Origin of the sequence: Nocardia sp. NPDC058114 (assembly GCF_042884695.1) — a bacterium.
Lineage (GTDB): Bacteria > Actinomycetota > Actinomycetes > Mycobacteriales > Mycobacteriaceae > Nocardia.
This window is the reverse complement of the sequence record NZ_JBHVTK010000004.1, coordinates 391,155-412,560: the sequence shown is the minus strand read 5'-3', so window position 1 is coordinate 412,560 and position 21,406 is coordinate 391,155. Positions and strand designations below refer to the sequence as shown.

Genomic DNA, 21,406 nt, shown 5'->3' with positions numbered 1-21,406 from the left:
TGAGCGCTGTCCAAGGGGTCAGTTTTGTCGCCGGATGTCAACGAGCAAGTCCGCGGTGTGCCACCGCGGCAGGTCGCGCCCAGCGTCCGCTCGTTCCTGGAGAACGGCAGCGACAAGCAACTGCTTGCCGCCCACGTTCGCGGGGAACCGTATGTCTTCGCCGAACTGCTGCGCAGGCATTCCGACCATCTCTGGCAGACCGCGCTGCGCACGTCCTACAACCGCGAGGACGCCGCCGACTGTCTGCAGGACGCCTTGTTCTCGGCCCATCGCACCGCCGACTCGTTCCGCGCCGAATCCGAGGTGCGTAGCTGGCTGCACGCGATCGTGGTGAATGCCTGCCTCGACCGGATCCGGCGCAACAAGACCCGTCGCGCCGTGTCGATCCTGCCCGACACCATGCCCGAGGCGGTCGACCCGCACGACGCCTTCGCGCATTACGAACTGTCCACCGTCGTGAGCGAGGCGCTGTTCACCCTCCCTGACGAACAACGATTGGCCCTGGTCATGACCGAGATGGAGGGCCGCAGCGTCGCCGAAACCGCCGCTGCGCTCGGCGTGGCGCCGGGCACGATCAAGAGCCGATGCGCCCGAGCGCGCGTACGTTTGCAAGAACGTTTGGAATTTTTCCGGGATCCAGGGAACCGGATGTAGTCGGGATGCGTCATTAACAGTGACGAACAAGTCAGCGATGTAAATCCTGCGATCCGATATCGACAGAACAGGGGAGGTGCGAGGGTGTCTCGATCCGTGCCGCAGCCTCCGTTCCCGTCGGAACTGCTGGCCGATCTGCATGCCGACAACCTCGCGCCCGAATTGTGCGAGCAGCTGTGGCCCATGGTCCGCACCGACGAAGACGCGCTGCACTACCTGAACAAGCTCGACGAGGTGAACACCCACCTCCGCACGCTCGCCACCGACGAGCGGGTCATGCACCGCATGCCCGACGACGTGGCCGACCGCATGTTCCGATTCGTCGCCGAACTCGACGCGGGGGAGGGCCCGACCGAGCGCATCACGCCGCTCGCTGCTGTTCCCCCCGCACCGGCCGGCGAGGCCCCGATCTCGCTGGACCGCTACCGCTCCCGGCGCCGACTGGGGCTACTCGCCGCGGCCGCCGCCACCGTGGCCGTCCTGGCGGGCGCCGGTGCCGTGTTCAGCACGTTCGACACCACCGAGGGCACCCCCACCGCCGCGCCGTTCACCGAACCGGCGGCCGCCGACGAACTCACCACCGCCGCCGCACTCCGCGCACTGGGCAAACGCGACGTGATCGGCCCGCTGGCCGACGAAGCGGCCCTCACCCGCTGCGTGCAAGCCAACGGCATCGACCGCGCGGTACTGGGAGCGTCGAATATCACTTTCCGTGGCTCCGACGCCGTCCTGGTCCTCGTCCAGGGCGAGCAGGCCCCCACCATCACCGCCCTGGTGGTCGGTACCGGCTGCACCACCGGCACCCCGGAACGGCTCACCCTGCGCGACATCGGTTGAGGGACCAGCCGCAAAGAAATACCGGGAACAACACCGTTTAGGCTGTTGTTGACCGACACGTCCCAGCTTTACTTCTCGGAAGGTCCCCATGAGCACGCCAGTTCGCGACCTGATCATCGTCGGCTCAGGACCCGCCGGCTACACGGCGGCCGTCTACGCCGCCCGCGCGGAGCTTTCGCCGCTGGTCTTCGAGGGCACCCAGTTCGGTGGCGCCCTGATGACCACCACCGAGGTGGAGAACTTCCCCGGCTTCCGCGACGGCATCATGGGCCCCGACCTCATGGAGCAGATGCGCGACCAGGCCAAGCGTTTCGGCGCCGAGCTGCGCACCGAGGACGTCGACGCGATCGACCTGTCCGGCCCCGTGAAGAAGGTCACCGTCGGTGACGAGACCTTCGAGGCCTACGCCGTGATCCTCGCGATGGGTTCGGCCGCGCGCTACCTGAACGTGCCGGGGGAGCAGGACCTGCTCGGCCGCGGTGTGAGCGCCTGCGCCACCTGCGACGGCTTCTTCTTCAAGGGCCAGGACATCGTCGTGGTCGGCGGCGGCGACTCCGCCATGGAGGAAGCGACCTTCCTCACCAAGTTCGCCGCGAGCGTCACCATCGTGCACCGCCGTGAGGAGTTCCGTGCGTCACGGATCATGCTCGAGCGTGCCAAGGCCAACGAGAAGATCAAGTTCCAGCTCAACTCCGAGGTCGTGAAGGTCAACGGTGAGAAGAGCGTCACCAGCCTCACCCTGCGCGACACCCGCACCGGCGCGGAGTCCGAGCTCGACGCGACCGGCCTGTTCGTCGCCATCGGGCACGATCCGCGCAGCGAACTCGTCAAGGGCCAGGTCGCACTCGACGGCGAAGGCTATGTGCAGGTGACCGATCCGGGCACCGCCACCGATGTCGCGGGCGTTTTCGCCGTGGGCGACCTCGTCGACCACACCTACCGGCAGGCGATCACCGCCGCGGGCACCGGCTGCCGCGCCGCGATCGACGCCGAACGCTGGCTCGCCGAGCAGGGCGACATCACCGCCAACACGCTCGACCACGCCGATGGCCCGGCCGCCGTGCGCGCCAACTGATTTCGAGTTCCACCCCTGTCGAGGAGACACCCATGGCCGAGAGTGCCAACACCATCACCGTCACCGACCAGTCCTTCGCCGACGACGTCCTGCTCAGCGAAAAGCCGGTGCTCGTCGACTTCTGGGCCGACTGGTGCGGCCCGTGCAAGATGGTCGCCCCCGTGCTGGAGGAGATCGCAGGCACCCACGCCGACAAGCTGACCATCGCCAAGCTCGACACCGAGGCCAATCCCGGCACCGCCCGCGACTACCAGATCCTGTCGCTGCCCACGATGATCTTGTTCCAGGGTGGCAAGCCGGTGAAGCAGATCGTCGGCGCGAAAGGTAAGGCGGCGCTGCTGCGCGAGCTCGACGGTCTCATCTAACACAGAGCATCCGATAAAAGCGTCTCCTACCGGCCGACGCGCCGTAGGATGCCTGGACCCGGGATTCCCGCAAAGCGGCCCGGGTCTGAGACAATCGACGGACGCTCCGGCCGAAGGAAAGGGCTCTTACGCATGCACCGACTTCGTCACGGCGATTCAGGACCAGCCGTCGCAGAGGTTCGGAGCACCCTCGCAAGCCTCGGTTTCCTGCATCTCCCACACGTCGAATCCACTGACGGACCGGAGTATTGGAAGGACACCGAGGCGGTGTTCGATCGGCCCCTCGATTCGGCGATCCGCGCGTTCCAGCAGCAGCGCGGTCTGCTCGTCGACGGGGTGGTCGGTCCGGCCACCTATCGCGCGCTGAAGGAAGCCTCCTACCGGCTGGGTGCTCGCACGTTGATCTACCAATTGTCGGCGCCGCTCTACGGTGACGACGTGGCCACCCTGCAGCGCAAGCTGCAGGATCTCGGCTTCTACGTGTACCGGGTGGACGGGCACTTCGGCCCGCATACCCACGACGGGCTCAGCGCGTTCCAGCGCGAGATCGGCCTGTCCGCCGACGGTATCTGCGGACCCGACACCTTGCGCTCGCTGGATCTGCTCGGCGCGCGCGTCACCGGTGGCAACCCGCATCGCATCGCCGAGGAAGAAGTGGTGCACCGGGCGGGCCCGCAGCTCACCGGCAAGCGGATCGTCATCGACCCCGGATTCGGCGGCGCCGACAAGGGTTTCGCGGTACCCACCGAATACGGTGACGTCTACGAGTCGGAGATCCTGTGGGATCTCGCTTCCAGGCTCGAAGGCCGGATGGCCGCGACCGGTATGGAAACCTTCCTGTCCCGGCCGTGGGGCGCCAACCCCACCGATGTCGAACGCGCCGACACCTCCAACGCCTTCGATGCCGACCTGATGATCTCGTTGCGCTGCGCGACCAGCGACAACCCGTCCGCGAAGGGAGTGGCCGGTTTCTACTGGGGCAACTCGCACGGTTCGGTGTCGATGATCGGTCAGGTACTGGCCGGTTTCATCCAGCGCGAAGTGGTGGCCCGAACCTCGGTGCAGGACTGCCGGACTCATCAGCGCACCTGGGACCTGTTGCGCCTGACCAAGATGCCGACCGTGCAGGTCGACCTCGGCTACCTCACCAACGACTACGACGCCTCGGTGCTCACCAACCCGCGCATGCGCGACGTGATCGCCGAAGCGATTCTGATCTCGGTGAAGCGGCTCTATCTGCTCGGCCAGGACGATCAGCCGACCGGCACCTACACCTTCGCCGAGTTGCTCGCCGAAGAGCTGGCGGCCGCCGACGCGGGCAATGTTCCCGCCCCGCGCGTCTAGCCTCACACAAGACCAACGGCCCCGCGGTTATCCGCGGGGCCGTTCTTGTTGTCTCGGGTCAGTGCGCGCCGACGCGCGAGGGCGGTTCCATCGACGCCGCCGCCAGGAGTTGATCGAGCGCGCGCTCGACATCCTCCTTCCAGCCGTGATCGGAGTCGAGTTCCAGGCGCAGCCGGGGGAAGCGGTGGTGCGGGGCCACCACTTCGAAACCGACCTCGGCGAGGAAATCCGCGTCGATCATGCAGGTTTCGGGAGTGCACCTCGTCGCGGACGACGGGTCCCGCAGCGGCGCCGCGATCCGTTCCATCAGCCGCATCGACGATCCGAAGCCGCGATCGGCTACCGAACTCGACGGTGGGCCGTTGCGAATGCCGAATGCTTCCAGCGCCCGCACGCCACGACGCACCAGATCGGCCACCACGGCCTGAACAAGGCGATGGGCTACATCGGCCTCATCGTAGGGGAATTCGGCCTGCAGCGTGGTCAGCAGGACCGCGTCCGGGCTTACTGGGGACGTGGGGAACAGCGCGGAACGTGGCACGGCACTCGGGGGGGAGTACAGCGCACAGCCCGCGAGGTTGTTGTCCACGTGGGCCACCTGCCCGCACGAACCCCACTCGAGCATCACCGTCGAGAGCCAGGCTTCCTTTTCGAAGACCGGATCGCTGAACGCGTGCGAGTCCGCGGCGACGGCCGGGTCGAGCTCCCAGAACACACACCGCCGGGTGTGCGCCGGGAGCTGACCGAGCCCGTCGAGAGTCAAAGCCGTGACGCTGGTCGACACCGCTCTGTTCAGCCTCCAGCTGTCGGATTCATCCACGCTCACGCCACATCACTATCCACAGTACGTGCCGCCTCTTTCAGTCACAGTGACGTTTCGGGGCCGACTTGCTCCATCAGCGCCACGATGCGCTCGAGATCTTCGACGGACCCGAACTCGACAACGATCTTGCCCTTGTTCTTGCCGAGGCTGACCGTGACTCGGGTGTCGTAGGACCCCGACAGTCTCTCGGCAACATCTTGCAGACCCGGCATGTGGATCGGTTTGCGCTTCGGTGCCGGGGGAGCGGTCGGCGTGGGCTCGCGGTTCGCGAGTTGCACCGCTTCCTCCGTAGACCGAACCGACATTCCCTCACGAACGATTCGTGCAGCCAATTCTTCCTGTGCGTCCGCGCCGGCATCCAAGCCGAGCAGCGCCCTGGCGTGTCCGGCCGAGAGCACCCCGGCGGCCACCCGACGCTGCACGGGAATCGGCAGCTTCAGCAAACGAATCATATTCGTCACCACCGGCCGCGAGCGACCGATTCGCGAAGCCAATTCCTCGTGCGTGACGTCGAACTCCTCGAGCAGCTGCTGATAGGCCGCCGCCTCCTCGAGGGGGTTCAGCTGCACGCGGTGGATGTTCTCCAGGAGCGCGTCGCGCAGCATCGAGCCGTCGTCGGTGTCCCGGATGATGGCCGGGATCGTGGCGAGTCCGGCCTCTTGGCATGCGCGCCAGCGGCGCTCGCCCATGACCAACTGGAACTTGTCGACGCCCGGTTCGAGGCGGCGCACGACGATCGGCTGCATGAGACCGAACTCGCGAATCGAGTGCACGAGCTCCGCGAGTGCGTCTTCCTCGAAGACCTGACGCGGCTGCTTCGGGTTCGGCTCGATCAGGTCGGCGGGAACCTCGCGGTACACCGCGCCGCCGGGGGAGACCAGATCGGATTCGGGCTCGGGTTCGGGCTCCGGCTCGGGCTCCGCGTCCGGAACACGATGCAGGAACGCCTCGGCCGGTTGCGGGCCGATCGGGTTGATTCCGATCACGCTCGCGGCGGCACTGCTCAAGCCCGGCGCCACTGCCGGACCCGTCGGGATCAATGCGGCCAACCCGCGACCGAGACCGCCCTTTTTCGCCTGACTCATCGGCTACCGATCCCTTCCTCGTTCCAACTCACGCTTAAGACGCGTCTTGCTTCAGCTGCGCACGAGCGGCCAGCTCGCGCCCCGCGTCCATGTAGCTCATCGCACCGCGCGAGCCTGGATCGTAATCGAGCACGGTCATCCCATAGCCCGGCGCCTCCGAGACCTTCACGCTGCGCGGGATCATCGACTTGAGGACCACATCGCCGAAGTGATTACGCACTTCCTCGGCCACCTGGTCGGCCAGCTTGGTGCGGCCGTCGTACATCGTCAGCAGGACGGTCGACACATGTAGCTCCGGGTTCAGGTGCGCCTGCACCAGCCCGATATTGCGGAGCAGCTGACCGACACCCTCCAGCGCGTAGTACTCACACTGGATCGGAATCAGCACCTCCTTGGCCGCCACGAGCGCGTTGACCGTGAGCAAACCGAGGGAGGGCGGGCAGTCGATCAACACGTAATCGATGTCGAAGCCGACCATGCCCGCCTCGCGGATCGCGGTCTTCAACCGGCCTTCCCGGGCGACCATCGAGACCAGTTCGATCTCCGCGCCGGCCAGGTCGATCGTGGCCGGGACACACAGCAATCGCTCGCTGTGCGGGCTCACTTGGATCGCGTCCTTGACCGTCACTTCACCGATCAGGAGCTCGTAGCTGGACGGCACACCCGAGTTGTGTGCGACGCCCAGCGCCGTACTCGCGTTGCCCTGCGGATCAAGATCGACCACAAGGACCGTCATTCCCTGGTGCGCTAGCGCCGCAGCGAGATTGACCGTCGTAGTCGTCTTACCGACGCCGCCCTTCTGGTTGGCGATAGTGATGATCCGTTGCTCGCGAGGTTTCGGCACAGTGACCTTTCCTGGATGCAGAATCTGGCTGGCGCGTTGCGCTTCCGCCGCGATCGGGGTCTCGGCCGGGGAGATGTGCCCGAAAGGAGTATTCCCGAACGTCTCCGCGTCGAAGCTGCTGGAATCCAGCATCCCCGGGACCCGCGACGCTGTTTCCCGTGAAACATTCGCCGGACCGCTCGACATAGATTGCTCCTAACCCGAGAAACTTCAGATCACGTATCCCCGACGAACGTCGGCGCCGTGTCGTCACAAACTAACTGTGTCGGTGGAGAACTCGAAGACTCGAGGAGGGTGGCTCACTCCCGCCCGACTCTGACAGCTTGCCAGCCTCGAGACACTTAGGAAAGCTGAATCGCGGCACGCCGACAAGGACACACCCAACACTCACAAATTAGCGCCCGCGATCGATGTTTCACGGGAAACAACGGGGGAGCGGGGCACCACATCAGACGGCCGATGAGTGCCGCAACGCATGGTCCGAGCTCGCCCAAGAGCTCCCACACTCAGCCCGTCCCATCCACCCCTGCCCTCAAATCCATCTGGGGTCCGCACTCCCACCCAGCATCCAGACCGCGCACCGCACTCCCATCCAGACAGCACGCCCCGCCACACCGCACTCCCCAGATCCGCCATGACCGCACACCCAACCCCGCACCCGCGACCCCTAGGGAGCGGCGGCCACGAAGTGGCCGGTCCGCGGCCGGGTCGCCGGTCAGCGCTCGAAGCGCATGCGCCGCAGGCGCGAGTCTCGAGCGCTGACCGGCGGCCCCTCAGGGCCGCGGACACGCGCGCGCCAGCGCGCCAAAAACACAGCCTCAAACCCCTGGGACTACCGAACACCCAATCCCAGCCACAAATCCCACCCGCACTCCCCATCACCCACGCACCCCGGAGTCAGCCGAGAAGCACCCCCTCAGCATCAGCACAGCACCCCAACCAATTCACCGCTCGCCCCGCGCCCCATCTCACACAGATCCACATGAGTCATCGGCTCACAGTCCCAGCCCGCCTCGCCGACATCCGACTCGCCAAGTTTCTGACCCCACCCCTACGTGGACCAAACGACGCCCGATCACCACCAGACTTCTCCGCACCGATCTCCACACACCCAAGCGGTCGACGAGCGTCCGGCCGAACACGTCGCCCGCGACGATCACCGTGTCGCTACTCAACGAGAGAAGCGGAGCCCAGCTGCCGCCGAGAAGAACCGATGCCACACATCTTCCGATAGGACACCAACGCCCATTGCTGATCGGCAAACACGCGCTGCCGAACACGCTCGCTCACGGCAACTTCCATCCCAGGAACTGCCACACAACAGACGACCAGATTCTCCCTCGACTTCGCCGACGCTCACCCACCCAACGGACGCCCGACGATCACCCCCACCCGTGAGCCCGAAGATTCGATCTCACCAGACCTGCCTCGACTCACAGGCAACGCACTTCCCGGACAGATCGCGTTCCGCTTCAAACCGAGCGAGCGAATCCACCACGACCAAACCCGACTGGCGAAGTCCGCCCGACGCATACGAAATTCGATCAACAACGAAGAGGAGCGGCTGTCGCGTTCCACGTGAAACACTTCCGCTCCCCGAACGCGACACCCATCCGCAACTACCGAAAATAGACCCGCCTCAAGCCCATACAACGACCCTCGGCATGATTCGTCACGTTACGAAACGCGCGAACCCGCTAGATGGAAGAGATTTCAGGTCGATCAGGATTCGCGACGCTTCCGAGCTTTCTTCTCCACTCCGGCGGCCTTCCGTTCACTGCGACGAGTCGGACGCTCGGCACGGGGGAGTAGCTCGGCACTGATGACAAGAGTGGGGATTTCCACGATGCCGGCGCCACACCCGACGACCCGGAGATCGGTCGCACCGTCACGAATCAGCTCGGCACCGTCGCGTTCGAGTTCTTCGGCGGCACTGGTTCCTTTGAGAGCGAGCATGCGACCGTGGTCGCGAAGAAGGGGGAGCGACCAGTGGGCGAGTTTGGCGAGAGGAGCCACCGCGCGCGAAGTGACGACATCCGCGCCGCCCGCTTCTTTGATCACGCCGGACTGCTCCGCCCGACCGCGAACCACCGTGACATCCAACCCGGCTTCTTCGATGAACTCGCTCAGGAAGATCGTCCGCCGCAGCAGCGGTTCCACGAGAGTGATGCGAAGGTCGGGCCGGGCGATCGCGAGGGGGATTCCGGGAAGCCCGGCACCGCTGCCGATATCGACAACCGAAGCGCCTTCATCGATCAGCTCGCCGATGACGGCACAGTTGAGAATGTGGCGCTCCCACAGCCGGGGAACCTCACGGGGACCGATGAGACCGCGTTCCACACCGGCCGTCGCCAGCGCCGCGTAGTACCGGCGGGCGATGTCCAAGCGGTCGCCGAACACTCGGGCAGCGGCGGCGGGCGGTTCCTGCTCGTCGGACGGCGCACCCAGTTCTCGTTCCACGTGAAACATCCTTCCGAGTGATGGCAATGAAAAAGCCCCCGGTCCAAGACCGGAGGCCTAATCACATCGTTCGTGGTTACGGCGGAAGTCAGCCTACTCGGGCACTACCACCACATGACGATTCGGCTCGACGCCTTCACTCTCGCTCGCTACGCCATCGATATCGGCGACAGCGTCGTGCACGATCTTGCGCTCGAACGGAGTCATCGCGGACAGCGCTTCGGGTGCGCCCGACTCGAGCACCCGCTTCGCGGCGGCGACGCCGATCTCGCTCAGATCGGTCCGGCGCTGTGCACGCCAGCCGGCCACATCGAGCATCAGACGGCTACGCACGCCGGTCGCCTGCTGCACGGCGAGCCGAGTCAGCTCCTGCAGCGCGTCGAGCACTTCACCGTTTCGCCCGACGAGCTTGGTCAGATCACGGCCGCCGTCGATGCTCACGATGGCGCGGTCGCCCTCGACATCGAGGTCGATATCGCCGTCGAAGTCGAGCACATCGAGTAGCTGCTCGAGGTAGTCGCCCGCGATCTCGCCCTCTTCGATCAACGCTTCTTCGGCGTCGTTCACGACGTCAACAGCAGTCGTCGCCACAGTGGCGTCCCCTCCGTCGGTCTCGGTCTCAACAGTCATTGGATTCCCTCTATCCGATCGCGTCTCAGCGCTTACGCTTCTGGTTCGCACGGCCACGGTTACCCGGCCGCTGCTGCCCGCCGGGCCTGCGCTTGCCACCGCCCTGCTTGGCCGACTGTTTAGGAGTGGTGCCGTTGGTCGCCGCGGTGCCGTTCACCGAAGGCTCGTCATCGACGGCCGGGGCGTCCTGCTTCTTGCGGACGTCGACCGGCTTGGCACCGGGCTTGGGCGCGTTCTGCGACCGCAGCTCCAGCTTCTTCTGCTTACGCTCTTCGTCTTCCTTTTCCATCCGGCCGAACACCAGGTGCTGCTGTCCGTAGGTCCAGATGTTGTTGGCCACCCAGTAGAGCAGGATGCCGATCATCAGGAAGGGGCCACCGACCATCACGCCGAGCGGGAAGACCCACAGCGACAGCTTGTTCATGATGGCGGCCTGCGGGTTGGCGGCGGCTTCGGGAGTCTGCCGCTGCACCGAGGCGCGGGCGTTGAAGTGGGTCGCCAGACCGGCGATGATCATCAGCGGCACGGCGACGAGAGCGATGTTCAGCTTGGTGGGCGTACCGCCCCAGTCCGCGAAGGCTTCCAGCTGCTCGGGCGGCGCGGTGATGAACGCCGCGATCGGCGCACCGAAGATACGGGCACTCAGGAACGACTGGACGTCGGCCGCGCTGAAGATGTAGTTCGCGGTATGCGCGTTGTCATAGTTCGACATCCCGACCTGGCCCCAGCCGGTGCCGGTTCGGTTGAACGAACGAAGCACGTGGAACAGACCGAGGAAGACCGGCACCTGCACCAGGACGGGCAGGCAGCCCATGAGCGGGTTGAAGCCGTGCTCCTTCTGGAGCTTCTGCATCTCCTTCGCCATGGTCTCGCGGTCGTTCTTGTACTTCTTCTGCAGCTCCTTGATCTGGGGCTGCAGCTCTTGCATCTGTTTGGTTGTGCGTACCTGCTTGACGAACGGCTTGTACAGCACCAGGCGCAGCGTGAACACGAGGAACACGATCGCCAGTGCCCAAGTGAGACCGCTGTCAGGCCCGAACACAAAGCCGAAGGCTTTGTGCCAGAACCACAGAATTGCGGATACCGGCCAATAGATGATGTCGAGCACGGCTCTAGGTACTCCCGTCGTTCGTATCGCCGATCAGCGCGGGCGATGACTTTGTGCAGGCATTCGACCCGCGCTCTGGCACGGGATCCCACCCTCCAGGGTGCCAGGGCGCGCATTTCGCGAGCCGCACGACCGTGAGGGCCGATCCGACGACCAGCCCGCGGGTACGCAAGGCAGTCACCGCGTACTCACTGCAGGTGGGGGTGAACCGGCAGATCGGCATTCGGGTGGGGGAGACATAGGTCCGGTAGAGCTCGATCAGGGCGATCAGGGCTTTCGCGGGCAGGCGGGTGAGGGTCCTCATCGCCGTTCACCGGCCGAGGTGCGACCGAGCGCGAGCTCCGGTTCCCCGCGCAAGCCGAGCTTGCGCAGGCCGGTGCGCAGCTGGCGCAGCAACTCGGCGGAATCGGCGGTGGCGGCGCCGGGCAGTGCCCGGATCACGACATCGGTGCCGACCGGCAGTTCATCGACCACCTGGGCGCACATATGACGCAGGCGGCGGGCCACCCGGTGGCGAACCACCGCGTTTCCCACCGCCTTGCTGACAATCAGTCCGAACCGAGGACCACCTACGCGGACCAGAGAATCGCCGTCGGCGACATCGTCGTACGCGTGCGTGAGCGCGTGTACGACGAGATCTCGCCTCCCGATTCGCTGACCGCGGCGCACCGTGCGGGAGAATTCGGCACGGTGGTGCAACCGATACGGCTCAGGCAACACCCGAGCGTCCGACTACGCGCGATCAGGCAGTCAGTTCGGTACGGCCCTTACGGCGACGCGCCGCAACGATGGCGCGGCCCGCACGGGTCCGCATCCGGAGACGGAAGCCGTGGACGCGCGCCCGACGACGGTTGTTCGGCTGGAACGTCCGCTTGCCCTTGGCCACGGTCAACACTCCTGTAGTAGGTGGGCACCATTCGGCGCCCGAAGTCTGTACAAATGATTTGTCTGCGCTGCGGACCGCGGTCTACGCACAGATTGCCTTGGCGATCGATGTGCAGCAGACAGCCGCCAACCGCGCCAAGGGGTGACTGTACGAGGGTACTTATCCCGAAGGAACGGGTCAAACTCGGCCCCCACGTACCTGTCACCGGCACAGGTCAAGGCTACCGGACGCCCGAACGGACCAGAGGTCTGGCCCGACCAGGCACGACACGCCCGGGCCGCAGTGACGCATGCGGCCACTTTTCGTGAGTTCTTCCACACCCCTGGCGTTGTGCGGCGCGGCCAGCTAACCTCTGTAGCCGGGGGATTGCTGAAGAACCGCAGGTCCAGCCCCATTCACTGCCACACGCTGGCAGAATTCCTTTATCCCCAGGTTTGTCCACATCTGTGGATAATTATGTGGACAGACGGCCGCAGTGGCATATTCGTAAGGCCGTCGGTGCCCGCGCCGCAGTCCGAATTACCGGGCCACAGCGTTCGAACCGGCTTCGGTTGTACGCAGGATCACTGGATTACACCTGTTCACGGGTGCTTTCCGGCGTGCGCGAAGGCCGTGGGCCCCAACAAACCGGTCCGGGGAGGACGCTGTATGGACGACGAGCAGAACGTGCTGGCCACAGTGTGGCCGGAGGTGGTTGCCGAGCTCACCACCGGCTCTGCCGACGGCGCCATCCCCGCGGTGAGTCGTGCACAGCAGGCCTGGTTGAAGCTGGTGAAGCCACTCACCGTCGCGCAGGGTTTCGCGTTGCTGTCGGTCCCGTCCTCGCTGGCACAGGAGGCGATCGAGCGTGATCTGCGCGAGCCGATCCTGCGATCGCTCGGCCGTCGGCTGGGTCCCCAGGTGGAAGGACTCGGGGTGCGCATCGCCGCGCCGAGCCCGGCCGCGGGGGAGCGGGCCGGTAGTTCGCCCCGGCACGCCAGGATGACGAGCAGGCCGGAGCGTCCGCGCGAGCAGGTGCGCCCACCCGCCGGTTATCCCGGTCCCGATTTCAGTGTTCCCGATTACGCCACCCGTGGTGAGTACGGCAGGCCGCGCTACGGCGCGGGCGAGTACCCCGGCCAGGGTGGCGAGTACGGCAACGACTATCAGTCGTCCCCCGACTATCCGGCCAACGGCGAGTACCCGAGCAGCTACGGCGGCCGTGAGTACCCCGGGCAGGCCGGCGAGTACGGCGAGCGCAACGACTACGCGGGGCACCGCGAGTACCCGGCCGAATCGGAGTACCAGCAGCAACAGCCCGATTACCAGCAGCAGCCGGAGTACCAGCAGAATCCGTCGGAATTCGGCCAGCAGCCCGAGTACCAGCAGACACCGCCGGAGTACGGCCAGCAACCGGAGTACAAGCAGCCGCCCGCGGAATACGGCCAGCAGTCCGAATACCAGCAGGCACCGTCCGATTTCGGCCAGCCTGCCGAGTACCAGGGCGACCGCAACGAGTTCCCCGGCACCGATTTCGAGCCGACTGGGGCGTACCCCGTCCCCGACTATCCCGGCGCCGAGTTCGGTGGGCGCGGTGAGTTTCGTGGCGCGCGTCCGGACCAGCGAGTTCCTGAGACCGCACCGCCCGCCCGCCGCGAGCAAGCCGCGGCACCGCGTCGCGACCACTCCGGCCAGGAGTCGCTGTTCACTCCCGACCCGGCGCCGCAGCGCGCGCCGAACCGCGGCAGGCCGTCCGAAGAGCCCGCCGCCGCTCGTGCCGAGGAACCGAGCGCCGAGGGCCAGGACAAGCCGTTCCCCGGTCAGCCCGGCGCGCAGCCGGCCGACGACGAACCCGTGGTGAGCAACCGCAACAACTGGCCGACCTATTTCAGCAAGTCGCCCGAGGCGCCGCCGCAGTCCTCCTCGTCGGCCAGTCTCAATGCCAAGTACACGTTCGAGACCTTCGTCATCGGCGCGTCCAACCGGTTCGCGCATGCTGCCGCGGTCGCCATCGCGGAGGCGCCTGCGCGCGCCTACAACCCGCTGTTCGTCTGGGGCGCTTCGGGATTGGGCAAAACCCACCTGCTGCACGCGGCGGGTCACTACGCACAGCGGCTGTTCCCCGGCATGCGGGTGAAGTACGTATCGACCGAGGAATTCACCAACGACTTCATCAACAGCCTGCGCGACGACCGCAAGGTCGCGTTCAAGCGGCGCTACCGCGAGACCGACATCCTGCTGGTCGACGACATCCAGTTCATCGAGGGCAAGGAAGGCATCCAGGAGGAGTTCTTCCACACCTTCAACACCCTGCACAACGCGAACAAGCAGATCGTGGTGTCCTCGGACCGCCCGCCCAAGCAGCTGGCCACCCTGGAGGAACGGCTGCGGACTCGCTTCGAGTGGGGCCTGATCACCGATGTGCAGCCGCCTGAGCTGGAGACTCGCATCGCGATTCTGCGCAAGAAGGCGCGGATGGACCGGCTCGATGTGCCGCACGACGTGCTCGAGCTGATCGCGAGCCGGGTGGAGCGCAATATCCGCGAGCTCGAGGGTGCGCTGATCCGGGTGACGGCGTTCGCCTCGCTCAACGGTCAGCCGCTCGACCTCTCGCTGGCCGAGGTGGTGCTGCGCGACCTGATGCCCGACACGGCGGCACTGGAGATCAACGCGGCGACGATCATGGCTGTCACCGCCGAGTACTTCAACACCACGCTCGAGGAGCTGACCGGCCCTGGTAAGGCGCGTCCGCTGGCGCAGGCCAGGCAGATCGCGATGTACCTGTGCCGCGAGCTCACCGATCTGTCGCTGCCCAAGATCGGGCAGGCGTTCGGTCGAGACCACACCACGGTGATGTACGCGGAGAAAAAAGTCCGCAAGGAGATGACCGAGCGCCGTCGGGTCTACGACCAGGTCCAAGAACTCACAGCCCGAATCAAACAGCGCTCCCGCTGATTTCATCCCCAACCCGGAACACCGCCCTGACCTGGGGCGGTGTTCTTTTTTGCCCTGGGGATTCCTCGAGGAATTCCTGTGGATTCCTCGAGGAATCCACACCTTTGTGCACCGGTCGGTGCACAGGGTGTTGGGCGAGGGTGTGCAGCGTTCATGCACAGGCAGTTGTCCACATCATCCACAAGACGCTCCACTAACACCTGTGCACTAGCGGTGACCTGCGGCGTCACCGAATCCGGCCTGTGGATTCCTCGAGGAGTCCCTGTGGAGTCCTCGAGGAATCCACACCGTTGCCACCAGGCTGACCCGACGTGTGAACAACTGGGTGAATCCGGTGGAACAACTCGAGGACAACTCGAGGATGGAATGGGGACAACTTCACGCCTCCACAGCCACCGCTGATTCATCCTCGAGTCACCCCAAGGCCATCCCCATGCCATCAAGCGCTCTGACCTGCGGATTCGGGCGAAATCCACAGATTCCACAGTGCCTACTACTACTTCAGTTCTCCTTCTAGAGAGAACTCTTTTAAAACAGGGTGTGTGGAAACTCGGTTGGGGAGGCTTGAGTCGAGCGGTCGTTCACTCACAGACAGGCAAGGAGGAGCGGAGTGGTTCGACGAGCGGGAATCGACCGGGAGGGTCGATGCGGAGTTCGCGCACTGCACGGGTACCGTTTGGTTGTCGGTCGGTTGTGCGAGACTCAATGCGCGGCCGACACAGCAGTTCAACTCCGCTGACACACACCCGCACACGGATTCGAAACTCGGAGAGGACAAATCGGGCGATGGAGCTTGCGAGCATGAAGTTTCGGGTCGCCCGAGAGGACTTCGCCGAATCGGTGGCCTGGGTGGCGCGCAGTCTCCCGTCCCGGCCTCCGGTGCCTGTTCTGGGCGGTGTGCTGCTGGTGGCCGACGAGAACGGCCTGACGGTCTCCGGATTCGACTACGAGGTCTCCGCGCAGATGCGTGTCGCGGCCGAGGTCGCCGGTCCCGGCCAGGTGCTGGTCTCGGGCCGCCTGCTCGCCGACATCACCAAGTCGCTGTCGAACAAGCCGGTCGATGTCTCCGTCGACGGCACCCGTGTGCTCATCGCCTGTGGCAGCGCGAAGTTCTCGCTGCCGACCATGCCGGTCGAGGACTATCCCCAACTGCCCGAGGTGCCGCAGCAAACCGGTGAACTCACCGTCGACGTGTTCGCCGAGGCGGTCGGCCAGGTCGCCGTCGCCGCGGGCCGTGACGACACCCTGCCGATGCTCACCGGCATCCGGGTCGAGATCGAGGGCAACGACGTGGTGCTCGCCGCCACCGACCGTTTCCGACTCGCTGTGCGCCACTTGCAGTGGAACCCGACCCGCTCCGACATCGAGACCGCGGTGCTCATTCCCGCGCGCACGCTGTCCGAGGCCGCCAAGACTCTCGGTGCCGCCGAGGCCCCGGTCCAGCTGTCGCTGGGCAGTGGTGGCGGCGCCGACGGCCTGCTCGGCATCGTCAACGGCGGCCGGCGGACCACCACCCGACTGCTCGACGCGGAATTCCCCAAGTTCCGCCAGTTGCTCCCCAAGGAGCACACCTCCATCGCCACCCTGCCCGTCGCGGTGCTGTCCGAGGCGATCAAGCGTGTCGCCCTGGTGGCCGAGCGCGGTGCCCAGGTGCGGCTCGAGTTCTCCACAGACGGCGTGCTGCTGTCGGCGGGTGGGGACGATGCGGGCCGGGCCGAGGAATGGCTGGAAGCCGATTTCCGCGGCGAACCGCTCACCATCGCGTTCAACCCCGGCTACCTGACCGAGGGCCTGGCCGCGCTGCACACCGACCGGGTCACGTTCGGGTTCACCACGCCCAGCCGTCCGGCGGTGCTGCTGCCCGCCTCCGACGAGGAGCCCAAGGTGCTCGAGTCGGGTGCGTTCGCGGCGCTGGAGAGCCAGTACATCTACCTGTTGATGCCGGTCCGGCTGCCCGGCTGAGCAGGCAGGGGCGGCTAGGCCTACATGTTCATCCGTGAGCTGTCGGTCCGTGATTTCCGTTCGTGGGAACACGCCGATCTCGAGTTGTCCCCAGGGCGCACGGTGCTCCTGGGGGCAAATGGCAACGGCAAGACGAATCTGCTCGAGGCCGTCGGTTATCTGGCGACGCTCGGCTCGCACCGGGTCTCCGCCGACGCGCCGCTGATCCGGATGGGCGCCACCCAGGCCAGGATCGGGGCCACCGTGGTGAACACCGGGCGGGAACTGCGCGTGGATGTGGAACTCAAGGCGGGCAGCGCCAACCGCGCGCAGATCAATCGCTCGCCGGTGCGCCGCTCGCGCGAGATCCTGGGGATTCTGCAGACCGTGTTGTTCGCGCCGGAGGATCTGGCGCTGGTGCGTGGGGATCCGGGGGAGCGGCGCCGGTTCCTCGACGAGTTGTCCACAGCCCGGTTGCCCAGGCTCGCGGGTGTGCGCGCCGATTACGACAAGGTGTTGCGGCAGCGTTCGGCGCTGTTGAAAACCGCTGGGCGCCAATCGCGTTCACGTGCCGATCTGGGCACCCTCGACGTGTGGGACGGGCACCTCGCCGATCATGCGGCGGTGCTGCTCGCCGAACGATTGCGCTTGGTCCACGACCTGTATCCCCATCTGTCCCAGGCATATCGGTCGATCGCACCCGAATCACGTCCTGCCGCAATCACTTACCGCTCCGGGTATCTCCCACCGGAACTCCTCGATCCGGCCAGAGTGCCCGCGGCCGGTGACGCACAGCTGCTGCACGAGATCATGCTGCGCGAGCTGGCCGCTGCGAGGAACCGGGAACTCGATCGCGGGGTCTGTCTGGTCGGCCCGCATCGCGACGATCTCGAGTTACTGCTCGGCAGCGCACCGGCGAAGGGATTCGCCAGTCATGGGGAGTCCTGGTCGTTCGCTCTCGCGCTGCGGTTGGCCTCGTTCGAGCTGTTGCGCGGAGAAGGTTCCGAACCGGTGCTGCTGCTCGACGACGTGTTCGCCGAGCTCGACCGCCGGCGGCGCACCGCGCTCGCGGAGGTGGCCGCGGGTGCCGAGCAGGTGTTGATCACGGCCGCGGTGGCCGAGGACGTGCCGTCGGAACTGGCCGCCGAACCGTTGCGTGTGCACACGACCGGCGAGGCGGACCGGCGTACCTCACAGATCGTCCCCGAAGTCGTCCAACACGCCGAAGATATGCACAGATCGCGATAGTTATCCCCAGCCCCTGTGGAAAACCGGCAACATGCTGGATATATGCCGGATCGGTGCTCGACGAGCCCGTCGGCGCCCCGGCGTAGACTCCATCCACACTCGGCCACCCTCGACACCGGAAGGCGGAAACCCGTGCCGGAAGAACCCGCACCGGAGCTGCGCGGCATCGATCTGGCCCGCCGGGCGCTGGAAGAGGCGCGGGCCGCGGCCAAGGCCAGCGGCAAGTCCGTGGGGCAGGGCAGGGCCTCGCCGGTACGCAAGCTGCGGGCCGGTGGCAGGCGCCGTAGTGGTTGGTCCGGGTCGGGTCCCGATGCCCGTGATCCCCAGCTCCTCGGTGCGCTCAGCGGCACGCTTGCGAAGAATCGTGGCTGGTCAGGCAAGGTAGCCGAGGGCACGGTGTTCGGCAGCTGGCCGCGGGTGGTCGGTGAGGACATCGCCTCCCACGCCACTCCGGTGACCTTGGAGAACGGTGTGCTCAAGATCGCCGCCGAGTCCACCGCGTGGGCCACCCAGCTACGCATGTTGCAGAGCCAGATCCTGGCCAAGATCAATGCCGCGGTCGGTCATGGCGTGGTGACGTCGCTGCGCATCACCGGCCCCGCCGCGCCGAGCTGGCGCAAGGGCGATCGCCACATCAAGGGCCGCGGCCCGCGCGACACCTACGGGTAGCCGCGCGGTGACCGGAGCGAGATCCGTTGCGCCCGCGCCGCTCTCAGGCCCCAAGTTGTGGACATGTGCATAGAGCCTGTGGATAACTTCGGAGGCGACATCTGATCCCGCGCGGACACGGGTAACTCCCCGGGAACCCCACACATCTCACGCGTCCCGGCAGCCGGTCCGAGGACATACTCTATTCGCGCCTACGACCGGCAAAATACCCGAGGAGGCGGAACCGCCTCGCGGTCGGACGATTTCTTGCATTCACGGCGAAGCCAGGGGTGTCGTAGGTGCACTGTAAGTTGGGCTTACCAGTAGGATGGTGACGTAACCAGCGGCGAACCCTCGGCGCGTGCTGTGCAGTCCGTGATATTCGATGGCTCTTTCCGAGCCGTGCGCGTGCTGCCCGGATCGCTGCGCCAGGGATCAGCAAGTAAGGAGAGCTACCGAGAAGTGGCTGCCAACGACTCCAACGCATCGGGCAACAATTCAGGCTACGGTGCCTCTTCCATCACGGTCCTCGAAGGCCTCGAGGCGGTGCGCAAGCGCCCTGGCATGTACATCGGTTCCACCGGTGAACGCGGTCTGCACCACCTCATCTGGGAGGTTGTGGACAACTCGGTCGATGAGGCGATGGCCGGCTACGCCACCAAGGTCGAGGTGACCTTGCTCGCCGACGGCGGCGTCGAGGTGATCGACGACGGCCGTGGTATCCCGGTCGGGATGCACGCACAGGGCGTGCCCACGATCGAGGTCGTCATGACCCAGCTGCACGCCGGTGGCAAGTTCGACTCCGACTCCTACGCGGTGTCGGGTGGTCTGCACGGTGTCGGTATCTCGGTGGTGAACGCGCTCTCGACCAAGGTCGAGGTCGAGATCGACGTCGACGGCTACCACTGGACCCAGACCTACAAGGACGCCAAGCCCGGCAAGCTGGCGCAGGGCGAGCCGACCAAGGTCACCGGCACCACGGTGCGATTCTGGGCCGATCCCGACATCTTCGAGACCACGACCTACAACTTCGAGACCGTGGCGCGGCGCCTGCAGGAGATGGCCTTCCTGAACAAGGGCCTCACCATCAAGCTCACCGACGAGCGGGTCGCCGTCGGCGACGTGACCGACGAAGTGGTCAGTGAGACCGCCGAGGCGCCCAAGCACGCCGAGGAGGTCGCCGCCGAAGCGGTCGAGCACAAGGTGAAGACCCGCACCTACCACTACCCGGGCGGCCTGGTGGACTTCGTCCGCCACATCAACCGCACCAAGTCGGCCATCCACAACTCGGTCGTCGGCTACACGGTCAAGGGCACCGGCCACGAGCTCGAGGTCGCGATGCAGTGGAACTCGGGCTACTCCGAGTCGGTCCACACCTTCGCCAACACGATCAACACCCATGAGGGCGGCACCCACGAAGAGGGCTTCCGCGCGGCGCTCACCACGGTGGTCAACAAGTACGCCAAGGAGAAGAAGCTCCTCAAGGAGAAGGACGGCAACCTCACCGGTGACGACATCCGCGAGGGCCTGGCCGCCATCGTGAGCGTCAAGGTCGGCGAGCCGCAGTTCGAGGGCCAGACCAAGACCAAGCTCGGCAACACCGAGGTCAAGTCGTTCGTGCAGCGTGCCTGCAACGAGCACCTGCAGCACTGGTTCGAGGCCAATCCGGCCGACGCGAAGACCATCGTGCAGAAGGCGGTGTCCTCGGCACAGGCCCGCATGGCCGCCCGCAAGGCGCGCGAGCTGGTGCGTCGCAAGTCGGCGACCGACCTGGGCGGACTGCCGGGCAAGCTGGCCGACTGCCGGTCGAAGGACCCGGGCAAGTGCGAGATCTACATCGTCGAGGGTGACTCCGCCGGTGGCTCGGCGAAGTCGGGCCGCGACTCGATGTACCAGGCGATCCTGCCGCTGCGCGGCAAGATCATCAACGTCGAGAAGGCCCGCATCGACCGCGTCCTCAAGAACAACGAGGTCCAGTCGATCATCACCGCGTTCGGCACCGGTATCCACGACGAGTTCGATATCGCCAAGCTGCGCTACAACAAGATCATCCTGATGGCCGACGCCGACGTCGACGGCCAGCACATCGCGACGCTGCTGCTCACGCTGCTGTTCCGCTTCATGCGTCCGCTGGTCGAGCACGGTCACGTGTTCCTCGCGCAGCCGCCGCTGTACAAGCTCAAGTGGATGCGGTCCGATCCCGAGTTCGCCTACTCCGACCGTGAGCGCGACGCGCTGGTCGAGGCCGGGCTCGCCGCGGGCAAGAAGATCAACAAGGACGACGGGATCCAGCGCTACAAGGGTCTGGGCGAGATGAACGCCAAGGAGCTGTGGGAGACCACGATGGATCCCTCGGTGCGGGTGCTTCGTCAGGTGACGCTGGACGACGCGGCCGCGGCCGACGAACTGTTCTCCGTGCTGATGGGCGAGGACGTGGAGGCGCGTCGCAGCTTCATCACCCGCAATGCCAAGGACGTCCGTTTCCTCGATGTGTAAGCGGCGCTGCGCCTGATAGGCGCGCCCG

The 21,406-nt window shown here is 65.9% G+C and carries 19 protein-coding genes; 10 read left to right on the top strand and 9 right to left on the bottom strand.

The genetic code is table 11. From position 1 onward, the window contains the following. Positions 1-57 precede the first annotated feature (57 nt). From sigM to ACFVVI_RS17970, 5 genes are all read left to right on the top strand, one after another. Entirely contained in the window at positions 58-654 is a 597-nt protein-coding gene (gene sigM, locus ACFVVI_RS17990) for an RNA polymerase sigma factor SigM (protein WP_378635242.1), read from the top strand. Between the two features lie 96 nt (positions 655-750). Beyond that, positions 751-1,491, top strand: coding sequence for a hypothetical protein (locus tag ACFVVI_RS17985; RefSeq protein WP_387446031.1), 741 nt, complete (start codon positions 751-753; stop codon positions 1,489-1,491). A gap of 88 nt (positions 1,492-1,579) precedes the next feature. Then, the gene (gene trxB, locus ACFVVI_RS17980) at positions 1,580-2,566 is read left to right on the top strand and encodes a thioredoxin-disulfide reductase (protein ID WP_378634632.1); all 987 of its coding nucleotides are present in this window, start codon (positions 1,580-1,582) and stop codon (positions 2,564-2,566) included. Between the two features lie 32 nt (positions 2,567-2,598). After that, positions 2,599-2,931 (top strand): thioredoxin, encoded by a 333-nt coding sequence (gene trxA / locus ACFVVI_RS17975; protein WP_189031738.1) that lies wholly within the window; start codon positions 2,599-2,601, stop codon positions 2,929-2,931. Between the two features lie 132 nt (positions 2,932-3,063). After that, positions 3,064-4,275 (top strand): peptidoglycan-binding protein, encoded by a 1,212-nt coding sequence (locus ACFVVI_RS17970; protein WP_378989372.1) that lies wholly within the window; start codon positions 3,064-3,066, stop codon positions 4,273-4,275. A 58-nt stretch (positions 4,276-4,333) separates the two neighbouring features. Here the strand turns inward: ACFVVI_RS17970 and ACFVVI_RS17965 are convergent, their stop codons facing one another. The 9 genes from ACFVVI_RS17965 to rpmH form a co-directional block, all read right to left on the bottom strand. Continuing rightward, positions 4,334-5,059: a GNAT family N-acetyltransferase gene (locus ACFVVI_RS17965; protein ID WP_378635240.1), complete on the bottom strand. Its 726-nt coding sequence runs from the start codon at positions 5,057-5,059 to the stop codon at positions 4,334-4,336. Between the two features lie 80 nt (positions 5,060-5,139). Then, positions 5,140-6,183 (bottom strand): ParB/RepB/Spo0J family partition protein, encoded by a 1,044-nt coding sequence (locus ACFVVI_RS17960; RefSeq protein ID WP_387446030.1) that lies wholly within the window; start codon positions 6,181-6,183, stop codon positions 5,140-5,142. 34 nt (positions 6,184-6,217) lie between these two features. Then, the gene (locus tag ACFVVI_RS17955; protein ID WP_378989374.1) at positions 6,218-7,213 is read right to left on the bottom strand and encodes a ParA family protein; all 996 of its coding nucleotides are present in this window, start codon (positions 7,211-7,213) and stop codon (positions 6,218-6,220) included. Positions 7,214-8,749: 1,536 nt separating this feature from the next. Further along, entirely contained in the window at positions 8,750-9,496 is a 747-nt protein-coding gene (gene rsmG, locus ACFVVI_RS17950) for a 16S rRNA (guanine(527)-N(7))-methyltransferase RsmG (protein WP_378989375.1), read from the bottom strand. 84 nt (positions 9,497-9,580) lie between these two features. Continuing rightward, positions 9,581-10,117, bottom strand: a complete 537-nt coding sequence (locus tag ACFVVI_RS17945; protein ID WP_266294803.1) for a R3H domain-containing nucleic acid-binding protein — start codon at positions 10,115-10,117, stop codon at positions 9,581-9,583. A gap of 25 nt (positions 10,118-10,142) precedes the next feature. Then, entirely contained in the window at positions 10,143-11,225 is a 1,083-nt protein-coding gene (yidC, locus tag ACFVVI_RS17940; protein ID WP_378989376.1) for a membrane protein insertase YidC, read from the bottom strand. A gap of 4 nt (positions 11,226-11,229) precedes the next feature. After that, the gene (gene yidD, locus ACFVVI_RS17935) at positions 11,230-11,529 is read right to left on the bottom strand and encodes a membrane protein insertion efficiency factor YidD (RefSeq protein WP_101465063.1); all 300 of its coding nucleotides are present in this window, start codon (positions 11,527-11,529) and stop codon (positions 11,230-11,232) included. Further along, the gene (gene rnpA / locus ACFVVI_RS17930) at positions 11,526-11,945 is read right to left on the bottom strand and encodes a ribonuclease P protein component (protein ID WP_378634616.1); all 420 of its coding nucleotides are present in this window, start codon (positions 11,943-11,945) and stop codon (positions 11,526-11,528) included. The genes yidD and rnpA overlap by 4 nt, the downstream gene beginning before the upstream one ends. Positions 11,946-11,967: 22 nt before the next feature. After that, positions 11,968-12,111, bottom strand: a complete 144-nt coding sequence (rpmH, locus tag ACFVVI_RS17925; RefSeq protein WP_082843828.1) for a 50S ribosomal protein L34 — start codon at positions 12,109-12,111, stop codon at positions 11,968-11,970. A gap of 648 nt (positions 12,112-12,759) precedes the next feature. Here rpmH and dnaA point away from each other — a divergent pair. From dnaA to gyrB, 5 genes are all read left to right on the top strand, one after another. Further along, positions 12,760-15,045 (top strand): chromosomal replication initiator protein DnaA, encoded by a 2,286-nt coding sequence (gene dnaA / locus ACFVVI_RS17920; protein ID WP_387446029.1) that lies wholly within the window; start codon positions 12,760-12,762, stop codon positions 15,043-15,045. Positions 15,046-15,831: 786 nt separating this feature from the next. Next, entirely contained in the window at positions 15,832-17,007 is a 1,176-nt protein-coding gene (gene dnaN / locus ACFVVI_RS17915; RefSeq protein ID WP_378634611.1) for a DNA polymerase III subunit beta, read from the top strand. A gap of 24 nt (positions 17,008-17,031) precedes the next feature. Then, positions 17,032-18,234 (top strand): DNA replication/repair protein RecF, encoded by a 1,203-nt coding sequence (recF, locus tag ACFVVI_RS17910; protein ID WP_378989378.1) that lies wholly within the window; start codon positions 17,032-17,034, stop codon positions 18,232-18,234. A gap of 132 nt (positions 18,235-18,366) precedes the next feature. After that, positions 18,367-18,903, top strand: a complete 537-nt coding sequence (locus tag ACFVVI_RS17905) for a DUF721 family protein (RefSeq protein ID WP_245914449.1) — start codon at positions 18,367-18,369, stop codon at positions 18,901-18,903. 441 nt (positions 18,904-19,344) lie between these two features. Then, positions 19,345-21,378, top strand: coding sequence for a DNA topoisomerase (ATP-hydrolyzing) subunit B (gyrB, locus tag ACFVVI_RS17900; protein WP_378989379.1), 2,034 nt, complete (start codon positions 19,345-19,347; stop codon positions 21,376-21,378). Positions 21,379-21,406 lie beyond the last annotated feature (28 nt).

What these genes read in the sequence shown, in the direction of transcription:
- ACFVVI_RS17960 (WP_387446030.1), bottom strand. Translation starts at nt 6,183, where the DNA reads ATGAGTCAGGCGAAAAAGGGCGGTCTCGGTCGCGGGTTGGCCGCATTG.
- rsmG (WP_378989375.1), bottom strand. Translation starts at nt 9,496, where the DNA reads ATGTTTCACGTGGAACGAGAACTGGGTGCGCCGTCCGACGAGCAGGAA.
- recF (WP_378989378.1), top strand. Translation starts at nt 17,032, where the DNA reads ATGTTCATCCGTGAGCTGTCGGTCCGTGATTTCCGTTCGTGGGAACAC.
- dnaN (WP_378634611.1), top strand. Translation starts at nt 15,832, where the DNA reads ATGGAGCTTGCGAGCATGAAGTTTCGGGTCGCCCGAGAGGACTTCGCC.
- dnaA (WP_387446029.1), top strand. Translation starts at nt 12,760, where the DNA reads ATGGACGACGAGCAGAACGTGCTGGCCACAGTGTGGCCGGAGGTGGTT.
- trxA (WP_189031738.1), top strand. Translation starts at nt 2,599, where the DNA reads ATGGCCGAGAGTGCCAACACCATCACCGTCACCGACCAGTCCTTCGCC.
- ACFVVI_RS17945 (WP_266294803.1), bottom strand. Translation starts at nt 10,117, where the DNA reads ATGACTGTTGAGACCGAGACCGACGGAGGGGACGCCACTGTGGCGACG.
- ACFVVI_RS17955 (WP_378989374.1), bottom strand. Translation starts at nt 7,213, where the DNA reads ATGTCGAGCGGTCCGGCGAATGTTTCACGGGAAACAGCGTCGCGGGTC.
- yidD (WP_101465063.1), bottom strand. Translation starts at nt 11,529, where the DNA reads ATGAGGACCCTCACCCGCCTGCCCGCGAAAGCCCTGATCGCCCTGATC.
- ACFVVI_RS17970 (WP_378989372.1), top strand. Translation starts at nt 3,064, where the DNA reads ATGCACCGACTTCGTCACGGCGATTCAGGACCAGCCGTCGCAGAGGTT.
- trxB (WP_378634632.1), top strand. Translation starts at nt 1,580, where the DNA reads ATGAGCACGCCAGTTCGCGACCTGATCATCGTCGGCTCAGGACCCGCC.